General features: G+C 72.6%; 26 protein-coding genes. 15 read left to right on the forward strand and 11 right to left on the reverse strand.

From position 1 onward, the window contains the following. Window position 1 precedes the first annotated feature (1 nt). The 6 genes from ACLF3M_RS17835 to ACLF3M_RS17860 all read left to right on the forward strand — a co-directional run bounded on the left by ACLF3M_RS17835 (window position 2) and on the right by ACLF3M_RS17860 (window position 5,689). The gene (locus ACLF3M_RS17835) at window positions 2-1,219 is read left to right on the forward strand and encodes a thiolase family protein (protein WP_430658312.1); all 1,218 of its coding nucleotides are present in this window, start codon (window positions 2-4) and stop codon (window positions 1,217-1,219) included. Continuing rightward, window positions 1,219-1,665, forward strand: coding sequence for a Zn-ribbon domain-containing OB-fold protein (locus tag ACLF3M_RS17840; protein WP_430658313.1), 447 nt, complete (start codon window positions 1,219-1,221; stop codon window positions 1,663-1,665). The genes ACLF3M_RS17835 and ACLF3M_RS17840 overlap by 1 nt, the downstream gene beginning before the upstream one ends. Then, on the forward strand, window positions 1,662-2,816 hold the full coding sequence (locus ACLF3M_RS17845) for a CaiB/BaiF CoA transferase family protein (protein WP_430658314.1): 1,155 nt from the start codon (window positions 1,662-1,664) through the stop codon (window positions 2,814-2,816). Before ACLF3M_RS17840 ends, ACLF3M_RS17845 begins: the two co-directional genes overlap by 4 nt. Next, window positions 2,801-4,129: a phenylacetate--CoA ligase family protein gene (locus tag ACLF3M_RS17850; protein WP_430658315.1), complete on the forward strand. Its 1,329-nt coding sequence runs from the start codon at window positions 2,801-2,803 to the stop codon at window positions 4,127-4,129. Before ACLF3M_RS17845 ends, ACLF3M_RS17850 begins: the two co-directional genes overlap by 16 nt. 159 nt (window positions 4,130-4,288) lie before the next feature. Continuing rightward, window positions 4,289-5,035 carry a citryl-CoA lyase gene (locus tag ACLF3M_RS17855; RefSeq protein WP_430658316.1) on the forward strand — a complete coding sequence of 249 codons (747 nt, stop codon included), beginning with the start codon at window positions 4,289-4,291 and terminating at the stop codon, window positions 5,033-5,035. 432 nt (window positions 5,036-5,467) lie between these two features. Further along, window positions 5,468-5,689, forward strand: a complete 222-nt coding sequence (locus tag ACLF3M_RS17860) for a hypothetical protein (RefSeq protein ID WP_430658317.1) — start codon at window positions 5,468-5,470, stop codon at window positions 5,687-5,689. Between the two features lie 12 nt (window positions 5,690-5,701). Here ACLF3M_RS17860 and mltA read toward each other — a convergent pair whose 3' ends face one another. Both mltA and ACLF3M_RS17870 read right to left on the reverse strand, forming a co-directional pair. After that, complete coding sequence (gene mltA, locus ACLF3M_RS17865) at window positions 5,702-6,865, reverse strand: murein transglycosylase A (protein ID WP_430658318.1); 1,164 nt, start codon at window positions 6,863-6,865, stop codon at window positions 5,702-5,704. Window positions 6,866-6,908: 43 nt separating this feature from the next. Further along, on the reverse strand, window positions 6,909-7,589 hold the full coding sequence (locus tag ACLF3M_RS17870; RefSeq protein WP_430658319.1) for a Tim44/TimA family putative adaptor protein: 681 nt from the start codon (window positions 7,587-7,589) through the stop codon (window positions 6,909-6,911). Window positions 7,590-7,741: 152 nt separating this feature from the next. Here ACLF3M_RS17870 and ACLF3M_RS17875 point away from each other — a divergent pair, with 152 nt between their 5' ends. Next, a complete protein-coding gene (locus tag ACLF3M_RS17875; protein WP_430658320.1) occupies window positions 7,742-8,302 on the forward strand; it encodes a histidine phosphatase family protein in 561 nt (186 codons plus the stop codon). Window positions 8,303-8,334: 32 nt separating this feature from the next. Here ACLF3M_RS17875 and ACLF3M_RS17880 read toward each other — a convergent pair whose 3' ends face one another. Further along, window positions 8,335-9,486, reverse strand: a complete 1,152-nt coding sequence (locus ACLF3M_RS17880) for a DegT/DnrJ/EryC1/StrS family aminotransferase (RefSeq protein WP_430658321.1) — start codon at window positions 9,484-9,486, stop codon at window positions 8,335-8,337. Between the two features lie 172 nt (window positions 9,487-9,658). Between ACLF3M_RS17880 and ACLF3M_RS17885 the strand changes: the two genes are divergently transcribed. From ACLF3M_RS17885 to ACLF3M_RS17895, 3 genes are all read left to right on the forward strand, one after another. Beyond that, window positions 9,659-11,122, forward strand: coding sequence for a sensor histidine kinase (locus ACLF3M_RS17885; RefSeq protein ID WP_430658322.1), 1,464 nt, complete (start codon window positions 9,659-9,661; stop codon window positions 11,120-11,122). Between the two features lie 111 nt (window positions 11,123-11,233). Then, on the forward strand, window positions 11,234-11,638 hold the full coding sequence (locus ACLF3M_RS17890; RefSeq protein WP_430658323.1) for a Rap1a/Tai family immunity protein: 405 nt from the start codon (window positions 11,234-11,236) through the stop codon (window positions 11,636-11,638). 14 nt (window positions 11,639-11,652) lie between these two features. After that, entirely contained in the window at window positions 11,653-11,964 is a 312-nt protein-coding gene (locus tag ACLF3M_RS17895; protein ID WP_430658324.1) for a glycine zipper domain-containing protein, read from the forward strand. Between the two features lie 34 nt (window positions 11,965-11,998). Here the strand turns inward: ACLF3M_RS17895 and ACLF3M_RS17900 are convergent, their stop codons facing one another. The 4 genes from ACLF3M_RS17900 to ACLF3M_RS17915 all read right to left on the reverse strand — a co-directional run bounded on the left by ACLF3M_RS17900 (window position 11,999) and on the right by ACLF3M_RS17915 (window position 16,195). Further along, window positions 11,999-12,859, reverse strand: coding sequence for a C1 family peptidase (locus tag ACLF3M_RS17900; RefSeq protein WP_430658325.1), 861 nt, complete (start codon window positions 12,857-12,859; stop codon window positions 11,999-12,001). Window positions 12,860-12,867: 8 nt separating this feature from the next. Beyond that, window positions 12,868-13,092 carry a hypothetical protein gene (locus ACLF3M_RS17905; RefSeq protein WP_430658326.1) on the reverse strand — a complete coding sequence of 75 codons (225 nt, stop codon included), beginning with the start codon at window positions 13,090-13,092 and terminating at the stop codon, window positions 12,868-12,870. 81 nt (window positions 13,093-13,173) lie between these two features. Further along, window positions 13,174-14,232: an MBL fold metallo-hydrolase gene (locus tag ACLF3M_RS17910; protein ID WP_430658327.1), complete on the reverse strand. Its 1,059-nt coding sequence runs from the start codon at window positions 14,230-14,232 to the stop codon at window positions 13,174-13,176. A 43-nt stretch (window positions 14,233-14,275) separates the two neighbouring features. Beyond that, a complete protein-coding gene (locus ACLF3M_RS17915) occupies window positions 14,276-16,195 on the reverse strand; it encodes a polysaccharide biosynthesis protein (RefSeq protein WP_430658328.1) in 1,920 nt (639 codons plus the stop codon). Window positions 16,196-16,278: 83 nt separating this feature from the next. Between ACLF3M_RS17915 and ACLF3M_RS17920 the strand changes: the two genes are divergently transcribed. The 4 genes from ACLF3M_RS17920 to ACLF3M_RS17935 are packed head-to-tail and all read left to right on the forward strand — an operon-like array spanning window position 16,279 to window position 19,637. Further along, window positions 16,279-16,935: a glutathione S-transferase family protein gene (locus tag ACLF3M_RS17920; RefSeq protein ID WP_430658329.1), complete on the forward strand. Its 657-nt coding sequence runs from the start codon at window positions 16,279-16,281 to the stop codon at window positions 16,933-16,935. Window positions 16,936-16,957: 22 nt separating this feature from the next. Further along, window positions 16,958-17,842 (forward strand): VOC family protein, encoded by an 885-nt coding sequence (locus tag ACLF3M_RS17925; RefSeq protein WP_430658330.1) that lies wholly within the window; start codon window positions 16,958-16,960, stop codon window positions 17,840-17,842. Next, window positions 17,839-18,588, forward strand: a complete 750-nt coding sequence (locus ACLF3M_RS17930) for an FkbM family methyltransferase (protein WP_430658331.1) — start codon at window positions 17,839-17,841, stop codon at window positions 18,586-18,588. The genes ACLF3M_RS17925 and ACLF3M_RS17930 overlap by 4 nt, the downstream gene beginning before the upstream one ends. Then, a complete protein-coding gene (locus ACLF3M_RS17935; protein WP_430658332.1) occupies window positions 18,585-19,637 on the forward strand; it encodes a glycosyltransferase family 4 protein in 1,053 nt (350 codons plus the stop codon). The genes ACLF3M_RS17930 and ACLF3M_RS17935 overlap by 4 nt, the downstream gene beginning before the upstream one ends. A gap of 78 nt (window positions 19,638-19,715) precedes the next feature. On the opposite strand, the gene ACLF3M_RS17940 is transcribed toward ACLF3M_RS17935, so the two are convergent. Further along, the gene (locus ACLF3M_RS17940) at window positions 19,716-20,996 is read right to left on the reverse strand and encodes a nucleotide disphospho-sugar-binding domain-containing protein (protein WP_430658333.1); all 1,281 of its coding nucleotides are present in this window, start codon (window positions 20,994-20,996) and stop codon (window positions 19,716-19,718) included. Next, a complete protein-coding gene (locus ACLF3M_RS17945) occupies window positions 20,989-21,600 on the reverse strand; it encodes a TetR/AcrR family transcriptional regulator (protein WP_430658334.1) in 612 nt (203 codons plus the stop codon). Before ACLF3M_RS17945 ends, ACLF3M_RS17940 begins: the two co-directional genes overlap by 8 nt. Window positions 21,601-21,760: 160 nt before the next feature. On the opposite strand from ACLF3M_RS17945, the gene ACLF3M_RS17950 reads away from it, so the two are divergent. Continuing rightward, a complete protein-coding gene (locus ACLF3M_RS17950) occupies window positions 21,761-22,459 on the forward strand; it encodes a CBS domain-containing protein (protein WP_430658335.1) in 699 nt (232 codons plus the stop codon). 43 nt (window positions 22,460-22,502) lie between these two features. Here the strand turns inward: ACLF3M_RS17950 and ACLF3M_RS17955 are convergent, their stop codons facing one another. Together ACLF3M_RS17955 and ACLF3M_RS17960 are read right to left on the reverse strand one after the other, a co-directional pair. After that, complete coding sequence (locus tag ACLF3M_RS17955) at window positions 22,503-23,561, reverse strand: alpha/beta fold hydrolase (RefSeq protein WP_430658336.1); 1,059 nt, start codon at window positions 23,559-23,561, stop codon at window positions 22,503-22,505. Window positions 23,562-23,593: 32 nt separating this feature from the next. After that, window positions 23,594-24,835, reverse strand: coding sequence for an MFS transporter (locus ACLF3M_RS17960; protein WP_430658337.1), 1,242 nt, complete (start codon window positions 24,833-24,835; stop codon window positions 23,594-23,596). Between the last annotated feature and the right edge of the window lie 35 nt (window positions 24,836-24,870).

Consider the following 24,870-nt stretch of genomic DNA (forward strand, 5'->3'; position numbering starts at 1 on the left):
CGTGGTTCATCGGATGCGCTGCGCGACGGCGATCGTGGGCCTCGGCCGCGCCATGGCCTGGAAGACGGACCCCGAGCCGAAGACGCCGCTGCAGCTCGCTGCCGTCGCGGCACGGGAAGCGATGGCGAAGGCCGGGATCGGGCGTCACCAGGTCGGCGCGCTGTTCACCGGGCGCACGCCGCAATCCTACATGGTGCTGCAGTACAACCAGTCACTGCTGAACGAGCTCAAGATCGGGCCCATGTTCAGCAGCGAGGTGTCGTCGCATGGCGGCGGCTCGCTCGGCGCGCTGCAGCTCGCCGCGACCGCGCTGCAGTCCGGCGTGATCGACTGCGCGCTCTGCGTGACGAACGAGGCGAGCGGGATCTGGATGGACCAGGTCGGCTCCAACGCCGCCTGGGAAGGCGACCTGCAGTTCGAGGCCCCGTACGGTCCCTCGACGCCCTCGATCTACGCGCAGACCTTCTGCCGGTACATGCACGACTACGGCGTGACGGCCGAGCAGGCCGCTGTTGTCGCGGTCGAGAACCGGAAATGGGCGCTGCACCACCCCCATGCCGCGATGCGCCACAAGGGCGAGATCACCATCGCGGACGTGCTGAACTCCCGCATGATCGCGACGCCGCTGCGCATGCTGGACTGCGCGGTCTGGTATCCCGGCGGCATCGCGACGGCGATCGTGCTGACCCGCGGCGACATCGCGAAGGCACGGCACGAGGAACGCACCTGGCTTGCGGGATTTGGCCAGTGCAACACGCATGAATGGGTCGGCGAGCGCCTCAACGGCTGGGGCTACGCGCCCTTCGAGGACGGGCCGGACCTGGTCGCGACCGGCGCCGGCGTCGCGGCGAAGCAGGCCTATGCGATGGCGGGGCTGACGCCGTCAGACATGGACCTGGCAGAGACCTCCGCACCCTTCAGCTATGCCTGCCTGATGATGCTGGAGGAGATGGGCTTCTGCCCGCGCGGCGAAGGCGGGCGCTTCGTGCAATCCGGCGGCATCGCGTTCGAGGGTGGCCTGCCCTTCAACACGATCGGCGGCTACCTCAGCTTCGGCCAGGTCGCGCAGGGCCTCTACAACCTGAAGGAAGTGGTGGACCAGCTGCAGGGCAGGCCGGAGGGGCGCGCGGTTGCCGGCGCGAAGGCCGGGATCGTGCACATGCATGGCGGGCCGCTGGCCTGCCATTCCGTCGTGATCCTGACGAAGGACGCGCTGTGATGGAGGAACGCGTCACGGATTGGTCGCGCGGGCTGGAACTGAAGGCCGGCGAGTGGTTCCTTGGGCTCTACCAGCCCTCGCCGGAGACGGTGGGCTACTGGGACGGCGTGAAGGCGCATGAGCTGCGCCTCAAGCACTGTGCGGCCTGCGATCGCGCGTTGCATCCCAAGCGCATCGTCTGCACCGACTGCGGATCGGATGCGCTGGCGTGGAAGCGTGCGAGCGGGCGGGGCGAGGTGTACTCGTTCTCCGAGGTGCATCGCGCGCCGAGCCCGGCCTTCGCGGGCTCGGTGCCCTACACCGTGGGGATCGTGAAGCTGGAGGAAGGCGTGTTCCTGTTCTCGCGGCTGCAAGGCGGGCCCGTCGCGATCGGGGCGAAGGCCGAGGTCGGGTTCAGGGTGCTGGAACTCGGCAACCTCATGCCGGTCTTCACGGTGAAGGCGTGAGTGGGGGACCGCTGGCCGGCATCCGCGTGCTGGACACGACGCGCGCGCTCGCCGGCCCGCTCTGCACCATGGTGCTCGGCGACCTCGGCGCCGACGTCGTCAAGATCGAGGAGCCCGGCCGCGGCGACGAGACGCGCTTCTGGGGCCCGCCCTTCGCCGGTGACGCCGGTCCGACGCTGATCGGCTACAACCGCAACAAGCGCTCCGTCGCGCTCGACCTGCGCAAGCCCGAGGGACGCGATGCGTGCCTGGCGCTCGCCGCGCATTGCGACGTCTTCGTGGAGAATTTCCGCCCCGGCACCGTGAAGCGCTTCGGCATCGACTACGACGCGGTGCGTGGGGTGCGGCCCGACGTGATCTACTGCTCCATCAGCGGCTACGGCCAGAGCGGCCCGATGGCGAAGCGCCCCGCGGTCGACCTCATGGTGCAGGCCGTGGGCGGGCTGATGGCGCAGACCGGGGAGCGCGACGGACGGCCGGTGAAGGCCGCCGCGCCCGTTGCCGACACCATGGGCGGGCTGTCCGCCACGATCGCGGTGCTGGGCGCGCTGATGGAACGAGGCCGCACGGGCGCAGGCCGCCATCTCGACATCTCGATGCTCGACGGTGTCGTCGCGCTGATGGGCCAGTCAGTCGCGGCCTGGGGCATGTCGGGCCAGGCGCCGGCGCGCTGGGGCAACGCGCATCCGCTGATGGCGCCGTATGAATCCGTGCGCTGCGCCGACCGCGAGATCGTCATCGCGGTCACCAACGAGAAGACCTGGGCCGCCTTCGTCGCGCTGCCCGACTTCGCCGCGCTCGGCGCCGATCCCCGCTATGCCGACCCGCCGGGCCGCAACACCAACCGCGCGGCGCTGCTGCCCGCGATCGAGGCGATCCTGGCGACCAGGCCCGTTGCCGTCTGGCTCGCCATCTTCGACGAGGCCGGCATACCCGCCGAGCCCATCAACACCCTGCCCGAGGTCATGGCGCTGGATCAGCTCGCGCAGCGTGGCATGCTGCCGGAGGTGGAGTATCCCCCGGGCTCCGGCCGCCGCATCGCGACCGCCGGCATGCCCTGGGCGCCGGTCGCGAAGGACGGCCCGCCGCGCCCGCCGCCCGGCCTCGGCCAGCATACGGAGGAGGTTCTGCGCGAATGGAGCCGGCGCTGATGTTCCAGCCCGAGGTCGAGACACGTGATCCCGCGCAGCAGCGCAAGCGTGACGACATCGCGCTGCGCTGGCAGCTCGCCTACCTCTTCGACCGCTCGCCCTTCTACGCGCGCAAGCTGCGCGCGGCGGGCTTCCACGACGTCGCGGCCTGCGGCGGGCTCGAGGGCCTGCCCCGCCTGCCCTTCACCGAGAAGGACGAGATCCGCGCGAGCCAGGCCGCGTCGCCGCCCTTCGGCGATCACCTCGCCGCCGATCCCCGCACGATCGTGCGGATCTACTCGACCAGCGGCACGACGGGCGATCCCTGCTACATGCCGGTCACGGCCAAAGACCTGGCGGGCTGGATCGAGATGTCGTCGCGATCCTACACCGCGACCGGCTTGCGCAAGGGCATGCGCGCGGTCAGCTCCTACAACGCCGGGCCCTTCGTCGCCGGCGCGGCGCTCGACACCATCGCCTCGCTCGGCGTCTGCCACATCCCCGTCGGCACCGGGCAGACCGCGCGGCTGATCCGCGCGATGCAGCTGCTGACGCCGGAGGCGCTGCTCTGCACGCCGTCCTACGCCGTGCATCTGTCGGAACTGCTGGCCGAGCGCGGGATCGAGGCAGCGTCGCTCGGCGTGAAGCACATCTGCGTCGCCGGCGAGCCCGGCGGCGGCGAGCCGGAGATCCGCGGCAGGCTGGAGGCGGCCTTCGGCGCGAAGGTCTGCGAGGCCATGGGAATCGGCGACGTCTCGATCTCGCTCTGGGGCGAATGCGAGGCGAGGGCCGGCATGCATTTCTGCGGCGGCGACCACGTGATCGTCGAGCTGGTGGACCCCGCCACCGGCGAACCCGTCGAGAAGAAGGACGGCGCGACCGGGGAGCTCGTCTATACCGCGCTGACGCGCGAGGCCGTGCCGCTGCTGCGCTTCCGATCGCGCGACCACGTGCAGTGGTGGAACTCGCGCTGCGACTGCGGGCGGACCACGCCGCGCGTGCGCTGCATCGGGCGGACGGACGATCTGGTGATCGTGCGCGGGGTGAACGTGTTCCCCTCCGCCGTGCGCGCGGTGGTCGCGGGCTTCGTGCCGCATGTCAGCGGCGCGATCCTGATCAGGCCGACCGCGCGCGGCGTGCGGCAGGAACCGCCCTTGCCGGTGCAGGTGGAACTGGGTGCGGGCGACGCCGCGAAGGACGGGTTGGCGGAGGCGATCGAGCGCGCGGTTCGCGCGGCGCTCGTCGCCACGGTGAAGGTCACGCTGGTCCCCTTCGGCAGCATCGGGCGCAGCGAGTACAAGACGAAGCTGCTGGATTTCGGCGACGCCACCTAGACCGGTGCGCCGAAATGCTGGCGCATTTCGGCCTTCAGACGCCAGCGCACCTCCGGCGCTCGGCTTCGTGGCACAAGCCGCGAGCTCTATTCAAGGCCTCGGCCGCCGGTGTCGGCCGCAGGTGTTTCATTGTTTCCACAAGCGCTGCAGGGAACGGCCATGCACACCAACATCGCGGGATCCGACGCGAGCTCGATCCGCTTCCAGGGCCACGACCTCGTGGAGGAGCTCATCGGCAAGCACAGCTTCACCGAGGTCTTCTTCCTGCTGACCTGCGGCCGCCTGCCGAACGCGACGGAAACGCGCGTGTTGGACGCCTGCCTCGTCACGCTGATGGACCATGGCTGGACGCCGACCTCACTGATCGCGCGGCTGGCCTATGACAGCGCGCCGAGCCAGGTGCAGATCGGCATCTCGGCCGGGCTGCTCGCGGTCGGCGACGTTTTCGCCGGCACCATGGATGGCTGTGCGAAGCTGCTGGCCGAGGGCATCGGGCAGGCCGACCAGGACGCCTGGTGCCGCGACGTCGTGCAGGCGCACCGCACGCTGAAGAAGCCGATGCCGGGCTTCGGCCACCCCTTCCACAAGCCCGACGACCCGCGGCCGCCGCGGCTGTTCAAGGTGGCCGCCGAGGCCGGGGTAAAGGGCGATTACGTCGCGTTGCTGCAGCGCCTCGGCCGCGCGGTGGACGCGGGCTATGGCCGGCACCTCACGATCAACGCGACGGGCGCGCTGGCGGCGCTGCTGCTCGAGATCGGGATGCCGCTGGCGATCATGCGCGGCGTCAGCGTGGTGTCGCGCTCGGCGGGGCTGGCCGCGCATATCGCGGAGGAGCAGCGCAGCCCGACGGCACGACAGATCTGGAAGATGGTGGAGGAGGAGATCCCCTACCGGGATCCTGGCTGACCGCCATCACGCTGTCGCTGGACCTGACCGGCGGGCATGGTCGGCTTCGCCATCGTCCCGCCGAGGCGGGAGGCGAAAGGCAGGGCCAGACCCCCCAGGACCATGGCCGCGACGAGCGGCCAGGCCCTGGGGACGTCCGCCATCAACTGTCCCATCGCCCAGCCCACAACGAGGCTGGCCGCGAACGCGCAGATGATACGCACCTGGATCCCCCCGGAGCAGGCGTGATACTGCTACTACAGGTTGAAATACACAAGTTGTCAAGCTTCTATCGTTGCATGCGTGGCCGCATGGACCTCGCCTGGGCGCAGCGGCGCCGGCCTACACCCGCGCGGGCTTGCCAGGCGCCGATTGCCGCACGCTCCTTTCTCAGGAAGAGGCGCACCGCCGGGCGCCCATGCTATCCTCCCTCTGCCGTCGCGGAGGTCCGTCATGGCGGAGGAGAGGGACGAGCTGGCCGATGCGCGCAGCCGGCTCGAGAACAGCCGCTTCCGGGAGGGCGTGAACCGCCACAAGGCGGAGAACCCGGAATACGCCTATGCGCCGCGCTACGTGCCGACACCGTCCTGGAACGCGACGTTCTTCGATGCCGTGATGGTCGCGCTCGGCGTGGCGATCCTGCTGCTCGTCGTGGTGCGGAACCTGTTCTTCTGACCGCGCGCAGCGCTACTGCGGAACCAGCACCCAGAGGCTGGCGGCATCGCGCATCAGCCCCGCGCGCTCCGCGGCCTCCCGGCCCCAGCCCGTGAAGAGGTCGGCCCGCGCGGGGCCGCGGATGGCGCCGCCGGTATCCTTGGCAATGGTCAGCCGGCGCAGCGGCGCATCGGCCACGGGGTCCCGCCCGGCGACCCAGACCGGCAGGCCGAGCGGCACATGCGCGCGGTCCACGGCGACAGCGCGCATCGGCACCAGCGGCGCCCCGAGCGCGCCGACCGGCCCTTCCTCGGGCTTCAGCTCCACCCGCCGGAAGAAGACGTAGCTGGGGTTGCGGGCCATCAGCGCGGTCGCTTCCGCCGCACCCGCGGTCGCCAGCCAGGCGCGGATCGACTGCATCGTCACGCTCTCGCGCGGCATGACCCCGCGCTCCACCAGGCCGCGGCCGATGGCGAAATAGGGGTGGCCGTTCCAGCCGGCATAGCCGACCCGGACCAGCCTGCCGTCGGGCAGGATCACGCGGCCGGAGCCCTGGATCTGCAGGAAGAAGGCATCCACCGGGTCGTCCACCCAGGCGATCTCGAGGTTCCGCCCGGCGAGCGCGCCGGCGAGGATGCCGCTGCGGTCCGGCAGGGGCTGCAGGCGGCCGTCGCGAAGCTCTCCCACGATCCGCCGTCCCCGCAGGTCGGGGGCGAAGTTGCCGAGCTCGATCTCGACGAGCTCGGGCGGGCGGGCGTGCAGCGGCGTGTTGAAGCGGGCGTTGCGGGTCAGGCTGCCGCGGAGCTCGGGCTCGTAATAGCCGGTCAGCGTATCCTGCCCCATCGGCAGGGCGCGGAAGCGGCGGAGCAGGAAGGCGCGCGCGGCATCGTCGTCGCCGGCCGGGACCGCCGCGGCTTCCTCGCAGAGCGGGGCGAGCTGGCCGGCGGTGCGCTGGGTGGGCCCGGTGCCGCCGAGCGGCGCGCCAGGCGCCATGGGCGCGATGACGCGGCAGGCCGTGAGCAGCGCGGGGATGGCCTCGGCCTGGCGGTCCTCGGACCAGCCGGGGAGGTCGGTGAGGGGGATCGTCGGCGCGGGCGGTGGCGGGGGCGGCGGCGGGATGGCCGCGGGGCGCTGCTGGGCGACGGCGGGGGTGGCAAACAGGGCAAGGGCGAGGAGCGCGACACGCGCCCCCCTCACCCAACCCTCTCCCCCCTGCGGGTGGAGAGGGGCTGGCGACCGGTCAGGCCGAACGGGTGGCCACCAGCTTCCAGGTGGGGTCCTGGCTGCGGAGGTCGCGGCGGAAGGTCCAGATATCGGCAAGCTCGGTCACCGCATCGGCGCCCGCAACGATGCTCCCGTCCTTGGACGAAGTCACGTTGACCTGGTCGGAGACGAAACGCACCGTCACATCGGCCGTGGTGCCGCGCAGGTCGGCGGCCTCGATCGCCATCTCCTGCATCGCCCGGACCTCGCTGCGCTGGGTCTCGCCGGCCCGCTCGCGGCCGTCGATCACGCCGGCGAAACCGGCATAGGTGTCGTCGTCCAGCAGCATGCGCAGCATGTTGCGGTCGCCGCGGGCGAAGGCGTCCACGATCATCCGGAAGGCGCCCTCGGCGCCGTCGAGGAAGCCGTTGGGGTCGAAGGACGGGTCCACGCCGCGGATCCGCATCAGCGCTTGCCCCACGGGGCTGCCGGGATCGGGCACCGTCCGGCGCGTGCCGCCGGCGGGCATCGCCGCGGCCGGCAGGTCGGGCGCGATCTCCGCCGGGCGCTGCGCCGCGGCAGGGTCGTAGGCGCCGGGCCCCTCGCGGCGCGGGCGCTCGAAGCCGGTGCGCCGGCCGAGCACGCTGCGCAGGCGGAGCACCAGGAAGGCCGCGACCATCCCGAACAGGATCAGGTCGACCGGGAAGCCACCGGACATGGACAACTCCTCATCTGCCGCATCACTTAGGGGCCGCAGGCCCCCGCCGCAACGGCACGATGCGAATAGCCTGCGCCGGCAGGGGTTGCGGCACAATGGACGGCGCAATTCGCCCCCTGTAATCGCGCCCCTATCCCGGAGAGACGGCCTCGATGATCCTGCTGCGCCACGGCCAGAGCGAGTTCAACCTGCATTTCTCGGCCACGCGGCGGGATCCCGGCATCGAGGATCCCCGCCTGACCCCGCTCGGCCACAGCCAGGCCGAGGCCGCCGCCGAGGCGATCGCCGGCACGCGGGAGGTCCGGCGCATCATCGCCTCGCCCTACAGCCGAGCCCTGCAGACCGCGGCCCCGCTCGCCCGGCGCCTGGGCCTGCCCGTGCTGGTCAACCCGATCGTGCGGGAGCGCTACGCCTTCACCTGCGACGTCGGCAGCCCGGCGACGGCGCTGCGCGCGGCGTTTCCGCATGTCGCGCTCGATCACCTGGACGAGGTGTGGTGGCCCGCTCAGGAGGAGCCGGCCGAGCAGGTCCTGGCCCGCGCCGCGCGCTTCCGCGGCGAGATGGCGGTGCTGGAGGACTGGCAGCACACCGTCGTGGTCAGCCACTGGGGCTTCATCCTGTCCATGACGGGACGCAGCATCGGCAACGGCGAGTGGCTGGATTGCGACCCGACCGGGCCCGCGCTGGAGACGGTGGTCTGGAAGCACCACTGATGCAGCGGCTTTGCGCTGCCGGCTAAGCGCTTCTAGACCGCCGCGCGCAGCGCCGCGACCACGCGGGACACCTCGTCCTGCGTGAGGTAGGGATGCATCGGCAGCGACAGGATGCGCGTGCAGAGCATCTCGCTGACGGGCAGCGGCGGCGGGCCGCCGGCGACGCTCGCTCGATGCGCGCCGGCATAGGCGGGCTGATGGTGCAACGGCTTCGGGTAGTAGATCCCGCTCGGCACGCCGGCCGCCTTCAGCGTCTCCTGCACGGAAGCGCGGTCCGCGCCGTCGGGCAGCAGCACGGAATAGAGGCCCCAGGCATGCACGGCGCCGGGCACGGATGTCGGCGCCTGCACCAGGCCCGACAGGCCCTTGCCGTAGCCCTCCGCGATGCGCGCGCGGGCGACCAGCTCATCCTCGAGCAGGCCGAGCTTGGCCAGCAGGATCGCGGCCTGGATGGTGTCGAGCCGGCCATTCATGCCGGTGCGCAGCACCTCGTAGCGGGACTTGCCCTCGCCATGCGTGCGCAGCTGGCGATAGAGCTCCGCGCGCTCGGCGTCGTCGGTCAGCAGCGCGCCGCCGTCGCCGTAGCAGCCCAGCGTCTTCGTGGGATAGAAGCTGAGCGCCGTCGCATGGCCCCAGCGCCCGAGCCGCTTGCCCCCCAGCGCGGCGCCGAAGGCCTGCGCGGCGTCGTCGAGGGCGAACATGCCTTCCCGCGCGCAGACCGCCTCGATCGCCGGCCAGTCGGCGGGCAGGCCGAACAGGTCCACGCCGATCACGGCGCGCGGCTTCAGCCTGCCGTCCCTCCTCACCAGCGCGATGCGCTTCTCGAGATCCGCGAGGTCGATGTTGAAGGTGACGGGATCGACGTCCACGAAGACCGGCGTCGCGCCGAGCACGAGCGGCACCTCGGCCGTCGCGGTGTAGGTGAAGGCCGGCAGGAAGACCGCGTCGCCGCGGCCGATGCCTTCGGCCATCATTGCGATCTGCAGCGCGTCCGTGCCGGAGGAGACGCCGACGGCATGCGCGCAGCCCGCGAAGGCCGCGAGCTTCTGCTCGAGCTCGCGCACTTCCGGCCCGTTGATGAAGGCGCCGGAATCCAGCACGGCGGCGATGCGGCGGTCGAGCTCGGCGCGGATCAGGGACTGCTGCGCCTTCATGTCGAAGAGCGCGATGGGACGCGTGGTCATGATGGTCCGTCGGTGGCCTGTCTGGCGCGCTGCATAGACCCTGCCGCCCGTGCCGTCCAAATCACCCGGCGTTTCAGCGGGTTGCGCGAGGGGGTGGAAAGCCTCCCCTCAAGGTGATGCCGCAAGGCGAAGGGTGCTGGCCCATCATGGCCCTTATGCGCGGGGGAGAACTGTGTATATCGCGAGACTGGCCCGGCTGACCGCGGCGGGCTCCTCGCCGGCCTGGCAGGCGCCCGTGGTCGCGTTGCTGCTGACCGCGGCGGCCGCCCTGCTGCGGGCCGTGCTCAGCCCGCTCGGCGCCGTCGTGCCCTTCGCGACCTTCTACGTCTCGACCATGCTGGCGGCGCTGTTCGGCGGGGCCTGGGCAGGGGCGCTTGCCGGCGCCGTCGCCACGGTGATCGCCTGGTACTTCTTCATGGAGCCGGTGGGCACGTTCGAGCTGCACGGGGCCGTGCTCGCGAACCTCGTGCTGTTCGTCGTGACGCAGGCGATCTTCGTCGCGCTCGCCGCCATCCTGCGCGCCGCGATCGCGCGCGCCGCGAGGGCCGAGGCCGCGCTGCAGGCCAAGGTCGGCGAGCTCGAGGCGCTGATGGACCTCGCCCCCGTCGGCATCTGGTTCGCCCGCGGGCCGGAGGTGCGGGAGATCACGCGCAACCGCCACGCCGCGGAGATGCTGCGCGTGGCGCGCGATTCCACCGCGCCGCTCGCGGGCTCCTCACCGGGCCTGGTCACGCTCGGGCATGTCACGCTCTACCAGGACGGCGCGCGGGTGCCGGCGGAACGCATGCCGCTGCAGAGCGGGCTGCGCGGCGAGGAGCACCGCAACGAGGAATACGAGGCGGTCTTCGCCGACGGCAGCACGATCACCATGCTGTCGAACTCGAGCCCGATCCGCGACGCGTCCGGGCGCGTCGTCGCCGCCGTTTCCGCCAGCCTCGACATCACCGCGCAGAAGCGCACCGAGGCCGCGCTGCGCGACGCCGTCGCGCAGATGGAACTGCTCCAGCGCGAGGCCGACCACCGCATCAAGAACTCGCTGCAGCTCGTCGCCTCCATCCTGCGCGTGCAGCGCGGCCGGGTGAAGGACGAGACCGCGGCCGCGCTGCTGGAGGAAGCGATGGCGCGCATCACCGCGGTGGCGCAGGCGCATGCCGCCCTGCAGCGCAGCCCCGACCTCGGCGCGGCGGACATGGGCCGGATGATCGCGGAGCTCTGCGGCTTCGTCGGGCGGCTGGATCCCGCGATCCCGGTGGTCTGCGAGCGGGAGGGCGACACCTTCCTGGACGTGGCGCGCGCCATTCCGCTCGGCCTGGTGGTGACGGAGCTGCTGACCAATGCGGTGCGGCACGCCTATCCCGCCGGGCAGGGCGGGACGGTGCGGGTGCGCGTCGTCCGCGCGGCCGATGGGTGGCTGGAGGTGGAAGTGCGCGATCACGGGGTCGGCATGGAGGAAGCCGCGGGCGCCAAGGGCAGCCTGGGGCGGGAGCTCGTGCGCTCGCTCGCGCAGCGCATCGGCGCGGAGCTGGCGACGCGCACCGCGCCGGGCCAGGGCACCGCGGTGGTGCTGCGCATCCCGCCCGAGGCCGAACCGTCCGGCGGCGCGCCGGAGCCGGCGGAGGCGTCCAGGGTAGCCTGAACCGGATACGCTTTCGGCCCAGCCGAGGCTTGGCGCGGCGCGGGCGACCCGCCTAGCCTTGCTCACCGTTCCGGGCGAGGTTGTCCGGGCGACGGGGGAAGGACGCACGACATGAAGCGAACCATCGGGCTGGCTGCCGCCGCCCTGGTGCTGGCCGCCGGCGCGGCGCAGGCCCAGCCGGCGCCCGCCACCTCCATGCTGACCACCGCCACGCTGGCCGAACTCTGCGGGGCCGCACCGCAGACCTCCGAGGCACCGGCCACCGCCTTCTGCCGCGGCTTCATCGTGGGAGCCGGGCAGTATCACCACGCCTCGGTGCGGCCGAACCAGCGCCCGCTCTTCTGCCTGCCGACGCCGGGGCCGAGCCAGGCGGAGTTCCAGACCGCCTTCGCGGCCTGGGCGCGGGCGAACCCGCAATTCGGCTCCGAGCGCGCGGTGGACGGTCTCGCCCGCTTCGTCTCCACCACCTATCCCTGCCCGCCCGCGCAGCCCGCGCGCGCCCGCACCACCCGCTGAGGAGGAGACGGACCATGCGGCGTCTCGCGACGATTCTTCCACTCGCCGGGCTGCTCGGCCTCGGCGCCTGCAGCGGCGGCAACCTGCAGCCCCTGACGATCACTCCGAACGAGGAGCGGCTGGCCATCGGCACCGCAGCCGGCGCGCTGGGTGGCCTTGCCATCGGCTCGCTCACCGCGCAGGCGGGCGTCGGCGCGCTGATCGGCGCCGGCGTCGGCGTGGCGGCGGGCGCGCTCTACAACCACCACCTCGAGCAGCAGAAGCAGGAATACCAGGCGGGCTACAACGCCGCGCGTTCGGGCCGTCCGCCGCAGCCGCCGTCGTGACGCAAGGTCGCGCCGAGGGGGAGGCAGCTCCCCCTCACAGCGTCAGCACGAAGCTCTCGTCGAAGAAGCGCGCCTGGATGTAGCGGGGAGTGGCGTAGGCGAAGCCGCCATCGCCCCACCCCTCGCCCCAGCTGTTGCGGATAATGAAGCTGCCGTCGCCGCGGTAGCCGACGACGCAGATGGCATGGCCGCCATCGTCCTTCGTCGGGCGCACGCGGTCGAGCACGCCCCGCCGCCCGCCGTCGTCGAAGCTGCCGTCAGTCGTCAGCCCCGTCAGGATCGGCGTGCCGGCGGCCAGCGCCTTGCGCCATTCATCGAGGTTCTTCCGCGCGTTGAAGTAGCTCGCGATCTTGCGGGTCGCGCAGGCCGCGTAGAACTCCTCGATCGAGCCAAGGAACATCGTCTGGCGCACCACGAAGGGCAGCTCGCTGTCGAGCGCTATGCCGTGCTTGCGGACGATGTCGGCGGCCGCCTTGAGGCTCGTGCCGGATTCCTCGATGAAGGTCTCGGGGCGGGAGCGGAACTCGTCGGTCTCCTTCGACGCCATCCAAACGTGGCGCACCGACAGGCGCTGGTCCTTGCGGATCTTGCCTGCCGAGACCAGCAGGTGGCGCATCACGCCATCGGCCGTTGCCCAGCCCACGCAGGAGCCGGTGTCGCCCTGGTGGCCAGGCGGCCACCAGGGTGCGCGGAGGTCCACTTCCTTCGGCGGCCGCGCCGCGCGCAGCGCGCCCGAGTTCAGCGCGACGGTGATGGACCAGTCCTTCGTCGTGTCCTTCGAGGGCACGAGGTTCTTGATCCGCTTCGGCGCCGCCGAGGGCGCGCGCCCCGATGCACGCCCAGGTGCACGTCCCATCCCGGTCCCCCTGTCGCCGGCCGCGGCCGTGCCGATCATGACAGGGCTCACTCGCCCACTGCCAGCCTCGCGTGAAGGACGGGGGTATCGGCCTCAACCTCGGCGCGCGGCGCACTTCCGCCCGACCAGATGGCGAGGCCGAGCATCGCGACGAGGAAGGCGGTGACGGCGGCGGTGGCCCAGGGGCCTCCGACCTCCCTGAGGTCGGCGAGCTCGGCCTCGGCGGCGGCGCGCCAGGCGACGGGGTCCTGCGGGAAACGAGGCTTGGTCATGGCGGCTCTCCTGTCCGGCGGCAGGAGGATGCGCGCGCCGTGCGCCCGGAATCCCGAGCGCGCGGCGAAGACGGGGCGAAATCAGGCTCTCGCCGCGGCTTCGGGGGTCCAGACCTGGCCAGGGCGGAGCGCGAGGAAGCGCGCCGGCGCGACGCCGCGTGCGGCCAGCGCGGTGGCGAGGTCGATCGCGGGCTGCTCCGCGCCTTCGTTGGTCAGCTGGAAGGTGCCCCAGTGGTAGCCGAGCGCCCGTCGCGCGCCGAGCAGCTCCAGCCCCTGCACGGCGTCGTCGGGGTTCATGTGCTGCGCCGCCATGAACCAGCGCGGCTCATAGGCGCCGATCGGCAGCAGCGCGAGATCGAGCGCGCCGTGCTTGCGGGCGATGGCGCGGAAGGGGCGGCCCTCGTCGAAGCCGGTGTCGCCGGCGAAGAGGAAGCCCGGCCCCATCCCCTTCACGACGAAGCCGCACCAGAGCGCGCGGTTGCGGTCGAAGACGCCGCGCGCGGTCCAGTGGTGCACGGGCTCGAGCGAGGCGACGACGCCGTCGGCCAGCGGCACCACGGCGTGCCAGTCGGCCGTCGTCACCGCGATGTCCGCGCGGTGCGCCTGGATCGTCGCGTCGTGGCCGAGCGGGGCGACGATGCGCGGCCGGTCGCGGTCCCAGAGCCGGGCGATGGTGGCGAGATCGAGATGGTCGTAATGCCCGTGGGACAGCAGGACGGCGTCGATCGGCGGCAGGTCGTCGAAGGCGATGCCGGGCGGGTTGCGGCGCTTCGGGCCGGTGAAGCCGAAGGGGCTGGCGCGGTCGGACCAGACGGGGTCGGTCAGCACGTTCAGTCCGCGCGCCTGCAACAGGAAGCTGGCATGGCCGACGAAGGAGATGCGCAGCCGGTCGCCGTCCACGCGGCGCGGCGGGCGGTCGTTCGGGAAGGGGCTCGGCACGACATCCGGCCAGGACTCGGCGCTTTCAGTCAGCTGCCATTGCAGCACGCGCAGCAGGCTGCGCGGCGCCTCGCCATCGGGGTTGCGGAAGCGGCTACCGTCGAAATGCGCGCTCATTGCCGCGCCCCGGACGGGTCCGTCGGCGCAGGCAGCGAGCAGCAGCGGCGCGGCCGCGACGGCGCGGCGGGTGATGTGTGACACCTGCGTAATGTGGCGTGCCGCGGCGCCGCGGCAAGGCCGCGTGTCATGCCGCGTCGGGCGAAGCGAACTCCGGCACCAGCCGGCCGAGCTCGGCCAGCGCGCCGTCCCGGTCGCCTGCGCTCGCCATCCCTGCGACGCGGTCGATCGCGGCCGCCATCTCGGCGGCGTCGGTGGTCCGCGGCACCGCGACCAGCAGCCCCTGGAAGGCGGTGGGGTGCGGCGGTTCCTGGCCGTGGAAGAGCTCCTCGTAGAGCTTCTCGCCGGGGCGAAGGCCGGTGAAGCGGATCTCGACGTCCTCCTCCGGACGCAGGCCGGCGAGGCGGATCATGCGGCGGGCGAGGTCCACGATCTTCACGGGCTCGCCCATGTCGAGGACGAAGATCCCGCCGTCGCGCAGTTCCTTCGGCGCGTCGGCGCGATCGGTCGCGCCGACGACGGCGGCCTGCAGCACGAGGCCCACGGCCTCCCGCACCGTCATGAAGTATCGGCGCATGTCGGGATGGGTGACCGTCAGCGGGCCGCCGCGCTCGAGCTGGCGACGGAAGAGGGGCACCACCGATCCCGTGCTGCCCAGCACGTTGCCGAAGCGCACGGTGACGAGGCGCATGCCGCCGGATGCGCGCGCTTCGCGATCGCGGGCCTGGCAGTACATCTCCGCCAGGCGCTTCGACGCGCCCATCACGCTGGTCGGGTTCACCGCCTTGTCGGTCGAGATGAAGACCATCAGCGAACAGCCGGCATCGCGCGCGGCATCCGCCACCACGCGCGTGCCGAGCGCGTTGGTGAGCAGCCCCTCGAGCGGATCGTTCTCCACCATCGGGACGTGCTTCAGCGCGGCGGCGTGGAAGACGAGCTCGGGCCGGATCTCGGCGCAGAGTCGGCGGATGCGCTCCTCGTCGCGGACATCGGCGAGCACCGCGCGGCGCGGCACGCCGGGGTGACGCTCCCGCAGCTCGAGGTCGATCTCGTAGAGCACGTATTCCCCGTGATCGAGCAGCGTCAGGCTGGTCGGGCCCAGCGCCGCGACCTGGCGGGCGAGCTCGCCGCCGATGGTCCCGCCGGCACCGGTCACCAGCACGCGGCGGCCCTGCACCAGGCGGGCCATGCCCTCGCGGTCGAGCGGGACCTGCGGGCGGTCCAGCAGCTCCTCGATCTCGATGGGGCGCAGCGTCAGGCGCGGTTCCTGCTCGCGCTCGCCGGGGCGGCGGCTGGCCGGGCGCAGCGCGGTCAGGCTAGGCAGGCGCTTCACCGGGACGCCGTGGCGGTCGCATGCATCGAGCAGCCGTTCCAGCGGCGGGCCTTGCAGGGGGGTCGCCAGGACGGCCAGCGCGGGCAGGCGGCCCTCGTCGCGCAGCGCGTCCAGTACGGCGGCAGCGTCCTCGATCACGCCGAGGACGGCGACGCCGTGGATGCGGCGGCCCATCTGGCGTTCGCGCAGGCTCAGGATGCCCATCACGCGATAGGCGACGCCGCGTTCCTGGCCGAGCGCGCGGAGGAAGAGGTCGGCGCCGTCATTCGCGCCGATGACTAGAACGGATTGCGCCGGCGCGTCCGAGAGCGGCCCGATCCGCCCGACATGGCGCAGCCGCGCGGCGATCCGCGGGGCGGCGAGCAGCGCGGCGAGGGTCAGCGCATGGATGGCCGGGAAGGCCAGGTTGGGCGACCGCCAGGCCCCGGTGACCAGCAGCAGCAGCCAGAACAGCACGGCGGCGCCCGCCGCCGCCCCGGCGCAGGCCAGCAGTTCCGGCATGGAGGCGAAGCGCCAGTACTGCCGCGGCAGCTTGAGCGGCCAGCCCGCCGCCACCAGGGCCAGCGCCCCGCCCGGCAGGCCGAGCAGCCACCACGAAGCCGGCGGCCAGGCACCGGGCGCGGCCAGCCAGACGCTGGCGGGCACGGCCATCGCCGCCACCGCCGCGTCGAGCCCCAGGTTGGTCAGGATCCGGTCTCGGGCGGTCGCAGCCATCGCGGGGGTGCATAGCCCTGTAGGGGCGTGGCCGGAAGGGCGGCGCCATGCCATAAGCGCCGCCCTTGTCCCTGGGGGTTGTCATGGCCGAAGGCCGCCTCGTGATCGGAACGAAGCGCTACTCCTCCTGGAGCCTGCGCGGCTGGCTGATGGTGAAGCTGGCGAAGCTGGAGGTGGAGGAGGTCGTCGTGCCGCTCGCCGGCGGCGGCGGGACGGAGGCGATCAGGGCGATCTCGCCGAACGGGATGGTCCCCTATCTCGAACACCGCGGCGCCCGGATGTGGGAGAGCCTCGCCATCGCCGAATACTGCGCGGAGTTCGCGCCGGGCCTCTGGCCGGCCGACCGTGCGGCGCGGGCGCATGCGCGGTCGATCGCGTCGGAGATGCATGCGGGCTTCCGGGGCCTGCGGATGGCGATGCCGATGAACCTCGGCCGGACCTTCCCGGGGCGGGGCCGCACGCCCGACGCGCTGGCCGACATCGCCCGGGTGGAGGCGATCTGGGCCGAGGCGCTCAAGGCGTCCGGCGGCCCGTTCCTGTTCGGCCGCGACTTCGGCCTGGCGGATGCGATGTACGCGCCGGTGGTGACGCGCTTCCTGACCTGGCAGCCGGATCTGACCGCGACGACAAGGACCTATTGCGAGGCCGTGCGCGCGCATCCGCTGGTGGCGCAGTGGTACGACGAGGCGGCGAAGGAGCCGGCGGCGTGGCTGCTGGAGAAGTACGAGAATCCGGGGTGATCGGGCCCACCGCCGGCACGCCGTGACCACCGCCCTCGCCCTCGACCATATCGGCCTCTGCGCCCGAGACCCCGCGCCGCTCTGGGCGGCCTGGGAACGCCTTGGCTTCGCCCTGTCGCCGCGCGCGCAGCAGTCCGGGCGCCGCACGCCGGACGGGCCGGTCGAGCCCTTCGGCAGCGTCAACCGCTGCGCCTTCCTCCGCCACGGCTATGTCGAGCTGCTCGGCATCGCCGACCCCACGCTCTTCGCCAACGGCGTGGACGGCTTCGTCGAGCGCTACGAGGGCACGCATATCCTGGCGCTGGCGATGGACGACGCCGAGGGGAACCTGGCGCGGCTGCGCCGCGGCGGCGTGCCGATCCCCGGCGTCGCCTGGCTGCAGCGGCCGGTCGAACCCGGCGGCCCGATCGCCCGCTTCGCCCGCCTGCCCTTCCCCGACGCGCCGGAAGGCCGCGTGCAGCTGGTCCAGCACCTGACACCGGAGCTCGTCTGGGATGCGCGCTGGATGGGCCACCGCAACGGCGCGGACGCCCTGGAATCCACCGTCGTCGTCAGCGCCAACCCCGCCGAGACGACGGCGCGCCTTGCAAGGCTCGCCGGCCTGCCGGCCGAGCCCGACAGCCTGGCGGGCTTTCGCCTGCGCCTGCCCGGCGCCGCGCGCGCCGCGGGACCGGAAAGCCCGAAGATGGAGACGCGCATCCGCATCATCCCGCCCGAGGCGCTGCCGCGCGCGCTGCCGGGCGTGGCCGCGCCGTCCCTGCCCTTCATCGCGGGCTGCGTCATCCGCACCACCGACAACGCCGCGACGGCGCGCGCGCTGCTGAAGGACCTGCCGCTCCGCGACTTGCCCGACGGGATCATGGTGCCGCCGGAGCACGCCGGCGGCTGCGCCGTCGTCTTCGCATGACCACCACCGCCGCGATCGCGAAGTCGCTCCGCACCTATTACGCGCCAGGCCGCGCCGCCGCGCTCGATGCGTTCCACGCGCGCTTCCTCGGCCCCGGCGATCTCGGCATGGATGTCGGTGCGCATGTCGGCGACCGCACGGCCAGCTTCCGGCGCCTCGGCGCGCGTGCCGTGGCGGTGGAGCCGCAGCCGCGGCTCGCCCGCCTGCTGCGGCTGCTGTTCCACAGGGATCCCGGCGTGATCCGCGTCGCCGCGCTGGTCGGCGCGGAGCCCGGCCAGGCGGTGCTGCGGCTCAACACCGCGAACCCGACGGTGGCGACCGCATCGGACGCCTTCGTCGCCGCGGCGGACGGCGCCGCCGGCTGGGAAGGCCAGGTCTGGGACGCCGAGATCGCGCTGCCCGTGACCACGCTCGACACGCTGGCGGCGCAGCACGGCATGCCCGACTTCGTGAAGATCGACGTCGAGGGCTACGAGGCCGTCGCGCTGTCGGGCCTCACGCGCGCGCCGCGCAGCATGTCTTTCGAGTTCACGACGATCCAGCGCGACGTCGCCTTCGATTGCGTGACGCGGCTCGACGCGCTGGGGTACCGCGCCTTCAACGCCTGCCTCGGCGAGGGCATGGCATTCGCGCATGTCCGGCCGCTCGGCGCGCAGGCGATGGCCGACTGGATCGCCGCCCTGCCGCACGACGCCAATTCCGGCGACGTCTATGCCAGCCTCGATCCCGCGCGCGTGGCGCCATGAGGTGGTACGCGCTCCTCGAGCATCTCGGCTTCGCCGGCGCGCTGGCGGCGATCTCCGCGATCGCGGTGCGGCTGATGATCGCCTTCCCGATCCTGGACCATCCGAACGCGCGCAGCGCGCATGTCCGCCCGACCCCGCGCGGCGGCGGCGTCGGCGTTGTGCTGGCCTTCGTCACCGGCATGCTGGTGCTCTACCAGGTCGCGCAATTCGCGCGCATCGCGGACCGGCAGTTCGTGGGCGTGATCCTCGCCGCGGTCGCGATCGCCGCGGTCGCGCTGTGGGACGACATGCGCGACCTCTCGGCGAAGCTGCGGCTGGCCGCGCAATGCGGCGCGGCGCTGGTGGCCGTGGCCAGCGGGCTGGTCGTGACGCGGCTGTCCGTGCCCTATGTCGGCGTCCTCGACCTCGGCCTGGCGGGCCCGCTGCTGACGCTGGTCTGGATCGTCGGCTGCACCAACGCCGTCAACTTCATGGATGGGCTGGACGGGCTGGTCGGCGGCACGCTGCTGATTGCGTCGGCGGCGCTCTGCGCCATCGCGGCGGACCAGCAGGGCTGGTTCGTCTATGCCGCGGCGCTTTTCCTCGCGGCGGGGTTCGCGGGCTTCCTGCCCTTCAACCTGCATCCCGCACGCATCTTCATGGGCGATGTCGGAAGCCAGTTCGCCGGCTTCGTCATCGCGGTGCTGGCCGTCGCGGCGTCGCGCTTCGACGGGCAGCAGCTCTCCTTCCTGATCGTGCCGCTGCTGATGTTCGGGTTGCTCTTCGACGCCGGGTTCACGCTGGTCCGCCGCGGGCTGATGCGTGAGCGCGTGATGGCGGCGCACCGGACGCACCTTTACCAGCTCGCGCAGCGCAGCGGCGTGCCGGTGCGGGTGGTGGCCGCGGTGCATTGGGGCTTCGCGCTGTTCAACGCGGGGCTGGTCGCCGCCTTCCTCGCGTTGCCGGTGGGGACGAAGCAGTTCGTGGTGATTCCCGCCGTGGCGGTGCAGCTGGCGTGGCTGGCCTACGTCGTGCGGCGGATGAAGGCGGCGGGGGTGGGCTGGCAGTAGCCTGCCGGATGGCCCCCACCCCATCCCTCCCCCGCAACAGCGGGGGAGGGGGAAGCAGGAGCGGCGGAGGGAAGAGCGCTACGCCGCGCAGCGGCAGGGCTCGCGGGCGGCGAGCTCCTCCAGCGCCTCGACCAGCGCGTCCTTCGGGTCCGTCGCGGCGATCGCCTCGCCCAGCGCCGCGGCCGCAGCGGCATGGCGCGGGTCGTCCAGCAGCGTGGCGATGGCCGCGCGCAGCGCCTCCTCCGGCGCATCGCGGTCCAGTCGCAGCCCCGCGCCGCGCGTGACGACGCGTGCCGCGTTGTCGTTCTGGTCGCGCCCCATCGGGATGCAGAGCAGCGGGCGGCCATGGGACAGCGCGCGCATCACCGTGCCATGCCCGCCATGCGTCACGACCAGCGCGGCCTCGGCCATCAGCGCGTCGTGCGAGCCGCGGGCGATCACCGCGGCGTTGCAGGGCACGCGGAGCGCCGTGCCCTCCAGCGCCGGACCCAGCGTCGCGACCACGCGCACCGGCAACGTCGCCGCCGCGTCAAGCAGCCGCTGGATCACGCCCACCTGGTCCTGGAAGGTCGTGCTCATCGCCACCAGCACCAGAGGCCGCGCATCGCGCCAGGGCGCGGTCCAACCGCGCGCCCAGTCCGGCTCGTCGAGCAGCGGCCCGACATAGCGCATGCCGTCCGGCAGGGCAGGCACGTCGAAGTCGAAGGCGCGGCTGGTCGCGAGCAGCGTCATCGCGGCCCGGCGCGGCTGGTCGAACGCATCGGCCAGCGGCGCCAGGCCGAAGCCGGCGCGCGCGGCGTTCAGCACCGGCAGGCGCTCGTTCAGGCGCGCGGCGAACCAGGCGGCGGCCTCCGCCGCCATCGCATGCTCCGCCGGCGTGCGCGGCGGCGCCATGCCGGGACCGACCGGGGGCATGCCGGGGATGGGCGCCATGACGCTGACGTTCACCGCAAGCACCGCGGCCGGGACGGAGGCGGCCTCGGCGGCGATCAGCGGGCCGAAGAGAAGATCGCTCGACACCACCGCGTCAGCCGGCGCGCGGCGCAGCTCCGCCAGGGTATCGGCGGCATGCGCGGCGGCGGGGCCGATGGTGACGCGGTCGAGCAGCGCCAGCAGCTCGCCGCCGGGGTCCTTCGCCGTCCAGTCCTGCAAGTAGCAGGTCTCGGGCCGGCGGTCGGGCCGGTTCGGCGCGCTGCGCCAGGGGCGGAACAGGGCGCCTGCCGCCTCGACCTCCGTGCGGGCCGTGTCGTCCGCGAGGACGCGGACGCGATGGCCGCGCGCGACCAGCCGCCTAACCGCGCCGAGCGTCGGCGCGACGTTGCCGCCGCCTTCCCAGACGGCAAAAAGGAACTCACCCATCGCGATCGTCTCCTTCCTGGAGTACTCCGGCAATCAGTCCGGCCATCCGTGCCTCCGTCTCTGCCCGGCTGCGGCCCCGGTCACGGCGCAGCAGCTTCCAGGTGAAGACGTCGGTGGCGACCACGAGCTGGTCGAGCAGCGCCTCTCGCGCCCTGGGCGGGCGGGCGGCGAGTTCCGTGGCAAAGGCCTTCGCAACCCAGTCGCGGTGCCAGCCGCGACCCCTATCGAGCATCGTCGACAGGGGAGCGTAGCGGCCTTCCTGCGCGAGCAGGCGCAGGATCATGTCGCCGATGGCCTCGTAGTCCTGCAACACCGCGTGGACGGCCGCGCGCGGCCCGTCCCCGGGGCGCAGGGCGCGGCGCGTCATCACCTCCTCGTTCATACGCTCGGCCCAGTCGCTCAGGAGCCCTTCCTTGCCGCCGAAGAGGCGGATGACGGTCTGGCGCGTGGTGCCGGCCGCCGCGGCGACATCGTCGAGCGTGATGTCCTCGATCCAGCCGGTCTCGAGCGCGCCGGCGAAGGCGGCGGCGATGCGGCGGCGCGTCTCCTCGGTCGCGGCAGCGCGGGCGACCTGGCGGTAGGGGCGGGTGGCGGTCGAGGACATTCGCGTGACGCTCGGTTATTCAAATAACGGCAGGTAACGCCAAAATTGAGGGCGGCACAAGCGGAATCTTCGCCGCCGCCCGCTTGACCTGCATCAAGGTCGCACCATGCCGGAAGGTCTAGGCTGCCCTTCATCGAACGCTTCGAGGAGGGAGCACACCATGACCAGCCTGAGAGCGCGGGACCTGATGACCCCCGACGTGGTCACCGTCCCGCCCGAGACGCCGGTGCTCGCGATCGCGCGGCTGCTCGCGGATCGCGGCATCTCAGCCGTGCCAGTGGTGAACGCCGAGGGCAAGGCCGTCGGCATCGTGACCGAGGCCGACCTGATCCGACGCCTGGCGGGCGAGGACGACGCGCGGCCCGGCTGGTTCGCGAGCCTCTTCGGCAACCAGCAGCGCGACGCCGAGCGCTACGCCCGCACCCACGGCGTGGTCGCCAGCGAGATCATGACCACCGGGCTGGTGACGGTGGACCCTGACATGCTGGCGTCCAAGGTCGCGCACCTCATGGAGGACAAGGGCATCCGCCGCGTGCTGGTCACGCAGGATGGCCGGCTGAAGGGGATCGTGTCCCGTGCCGACCTGCTGCGCGCCCTCGTCGCGCCGCCGCCCGAGCAGGGCGAGTTGTCGGACGACCGTCTCCGCCGCGCCGTGATGGCCGCCATGAAGCGGGAGCCCTGGGCCGACACCTTCTACACGCTGGTGGACGTGAAGGACGGCATCGTGGAGTTCCACGGCTTCAGCCGCAGCGCGGCCGTGCAGCGCGGACTTCGCGTGCTGGCGGAGAACGTGCCCGGCGTGAAGGGCGTGCGGGACGACACGCAACCCATGCCGGCCTATCTTTTCGCTTCCGCCTGACGCCGGGGAAAGATACGCGCTCCGCGCGCCTGGCTTCCGCGCCTCAGACGCGCTGCGCCGGCGACGGCTGCTCCGAGCCGGGCGGGGCCGCTTCACGGCCCTGATCGGTTTCGAGCCCCGCCGGGGCACCGATGAGCGGCGCCGTTGGCGTGCCGCTGACCTCGTTGACGGCTTCCACCACCAGCTCGGGTGCGGCCCAGTGCAGCATGTGGCCGATGCCCGGCAACAGTCGCAGCGTGCTGCCGGGGATGTCGTGGTGCAGGCGGACGGAATGGCGGCCCGGATCCACGATCCTGTCGTCGGTGCCCGCGAGGATCGCGACCTTCCGCGCGGCGAGATCACCGTAGCGGCGCTTTGCGACGCGGGCGCGCGCGACCATCGTCGCGGCGTCCTCCGCGCTCGCGCGGATCTGGCCGGGACGCAGCATCATTGCCCGGGGGATCGCGGCCTCGAAGCGCGCGGGCACCGGCAGGGGCGAGAACATCGCCTTCACCATCCCCGGCGCGATCGCCCGTCCGATAAGCGGCGCCGCGGTGTAGCGCAGCACGTCACCGATCACCGGCACCGCGGGCGGCGAGAAGATCGCGACGTCCGCGCGCGCGGTCGGATAGTGATACCCTGCGATCAGCACCAGGCCCGCCACCGCCTGCGGATGGCGCAGCGCCAGCGCGATGCCGGCGAGCGAACCCCAGGAATGCGTGACGATCACCGCCTCCGGCACGTCGAGGCGATGCAGCGCCTCGGCGATCGCGTCCGCCTGTTCCACCGCGCCCCAGATGCGGTCGCGCGGACGATCGCTGAAGCCGAAGCCCGGCCGGTCGAAGGCCAGCACGCGGCGCGTCGGCGCGAGCTGCGGCAGCACGCGGGACGCAATCCAGTCCTCGGCCCGGACGGCGTTGCCGTGCAGCAGCACGACGGGCGTCGCGTCGCCGAAGCCGCGGTCGAGCACATGTAGCCGCGCGCCGGCACCCCGCACGAAGCGGCCGCGCGGCGGGTTCTCACGCTCGACGCGCCGCGCATCGGCGTTCGCCTGCAGCGCGAGACCACCGAGCAAAGCGGCGGAGCCCAGCGCGATGGCGAGGGCCTGTTCCTGACGATCCATGCGCCGCCAACGGCGCCCGGCAGGGACGGTTCCTATCCTTCCTTGACGGTCGCCAGGACGGCCGCGCCGAGGGCGAGGAACACCACCACCGTCGCCATGCCCAGGCGCTGGCTGTCGGTGACCGCGGTCACGGTCGCCAGCACCGCGGGCCCGACGAAGCCCGTCACGCGGCCCGATAGCGCGAACAGGCCGAACCAGGCCGAAACCTCCTCCGGCGGCGCCAGGCGCGCCATGAAGGCGCGGCTCGCGGCCTGTGCGGGTCCGAAGAACAGGCCGAGCGCCAGCGCGAGCGCCCAGAAGGCGCTCTCGCTGTCCGTCGTCACCAGCGGCGCGCCCAGCACCACCATGCAGCATAGCGCGATCAGCACCATCCGGCGCGATCCCACGCGGTCCTCCACCATCGCAAAGCCGGCGGCGCCGAGGCCGGCCGCGACGTTCATCGCGATCCCGAAGAGGAGGATCTGCTCGAACCCCATGCCGAAGACGCCGGCGGCGTAGATCGCGCCGAAGGCGAAGAGCGTGTTCAGCCCGTCGGTGTAGAAGACCCGCGCGATCATGAAACGCAGCAGCGTCGGCCGCCGCGGCAGCGATCGCACGAGGTCGCGGATGTCGGCCACGCCGCGCGCCGCGGCCTCGCCCCATGGCGGCTTGCGGCCCGGCGGATCGGGCAGCGCGACCAGTACGGGCCAGGCGAACAGCAGCAGCCAGACCGCCACCAGCGGCGCCGTGGCGCGGACATGTTCCGCCTCGGATCGGTCCAGCCCGAAGGGAGAGGGGTTGGGCTGCACCAGCGCCACAAGCGCGACGCCGAGGCAGGCCAGCCCGCCGGCATAGCCCAGCCCCCAGGCGAGCCCCGAGACCTTGCCGATGCGCTCGGCCGGCGCGACCTCGGGCAGCATGGAATTGTAGAAGACGGTGCCGAGCTCGAAGCCGATCGTCGCGATGCCGACGCAGGACAGCGCATACAGGGCGTAGGACGGATCGGGCTTCGCGAACCAGATCAGCGCGGTGAAGGCGGCGGTGATGCCGGTGAAGGTCGCGAGCATCGCGCGCCGCCGGCCGCCGGCATCGGCCACAGCGCCCAGGATCGGCGAGGCGACCGCGATGACCAGGGCCGCGACCGCCTGCATCCAGCCCCATTGCGACTGTCCCGTCGCGGCGTCGGGGGCGATGCCTTGCGTGAAATAGGCGGCGATGACGAAGGTCGAGACGACGGTCGGGAAGGCGCTGTTGGCCCAGTCGTAGAAGGCCCAGGCCCATGCTTTGCGGGTCATGCGGTATCCGGCGCGGTGTCTCGGACCCTCACCCT

It is taken from the genome of Falsiroseomonas sp. HW251, assembly GCF_050563545.1.
GTDB lineage: Bacteria > Pseudomonadota > Alphaproteobacteria > Acetobacterales > Acetobacteraceae > Falsiroseomonas.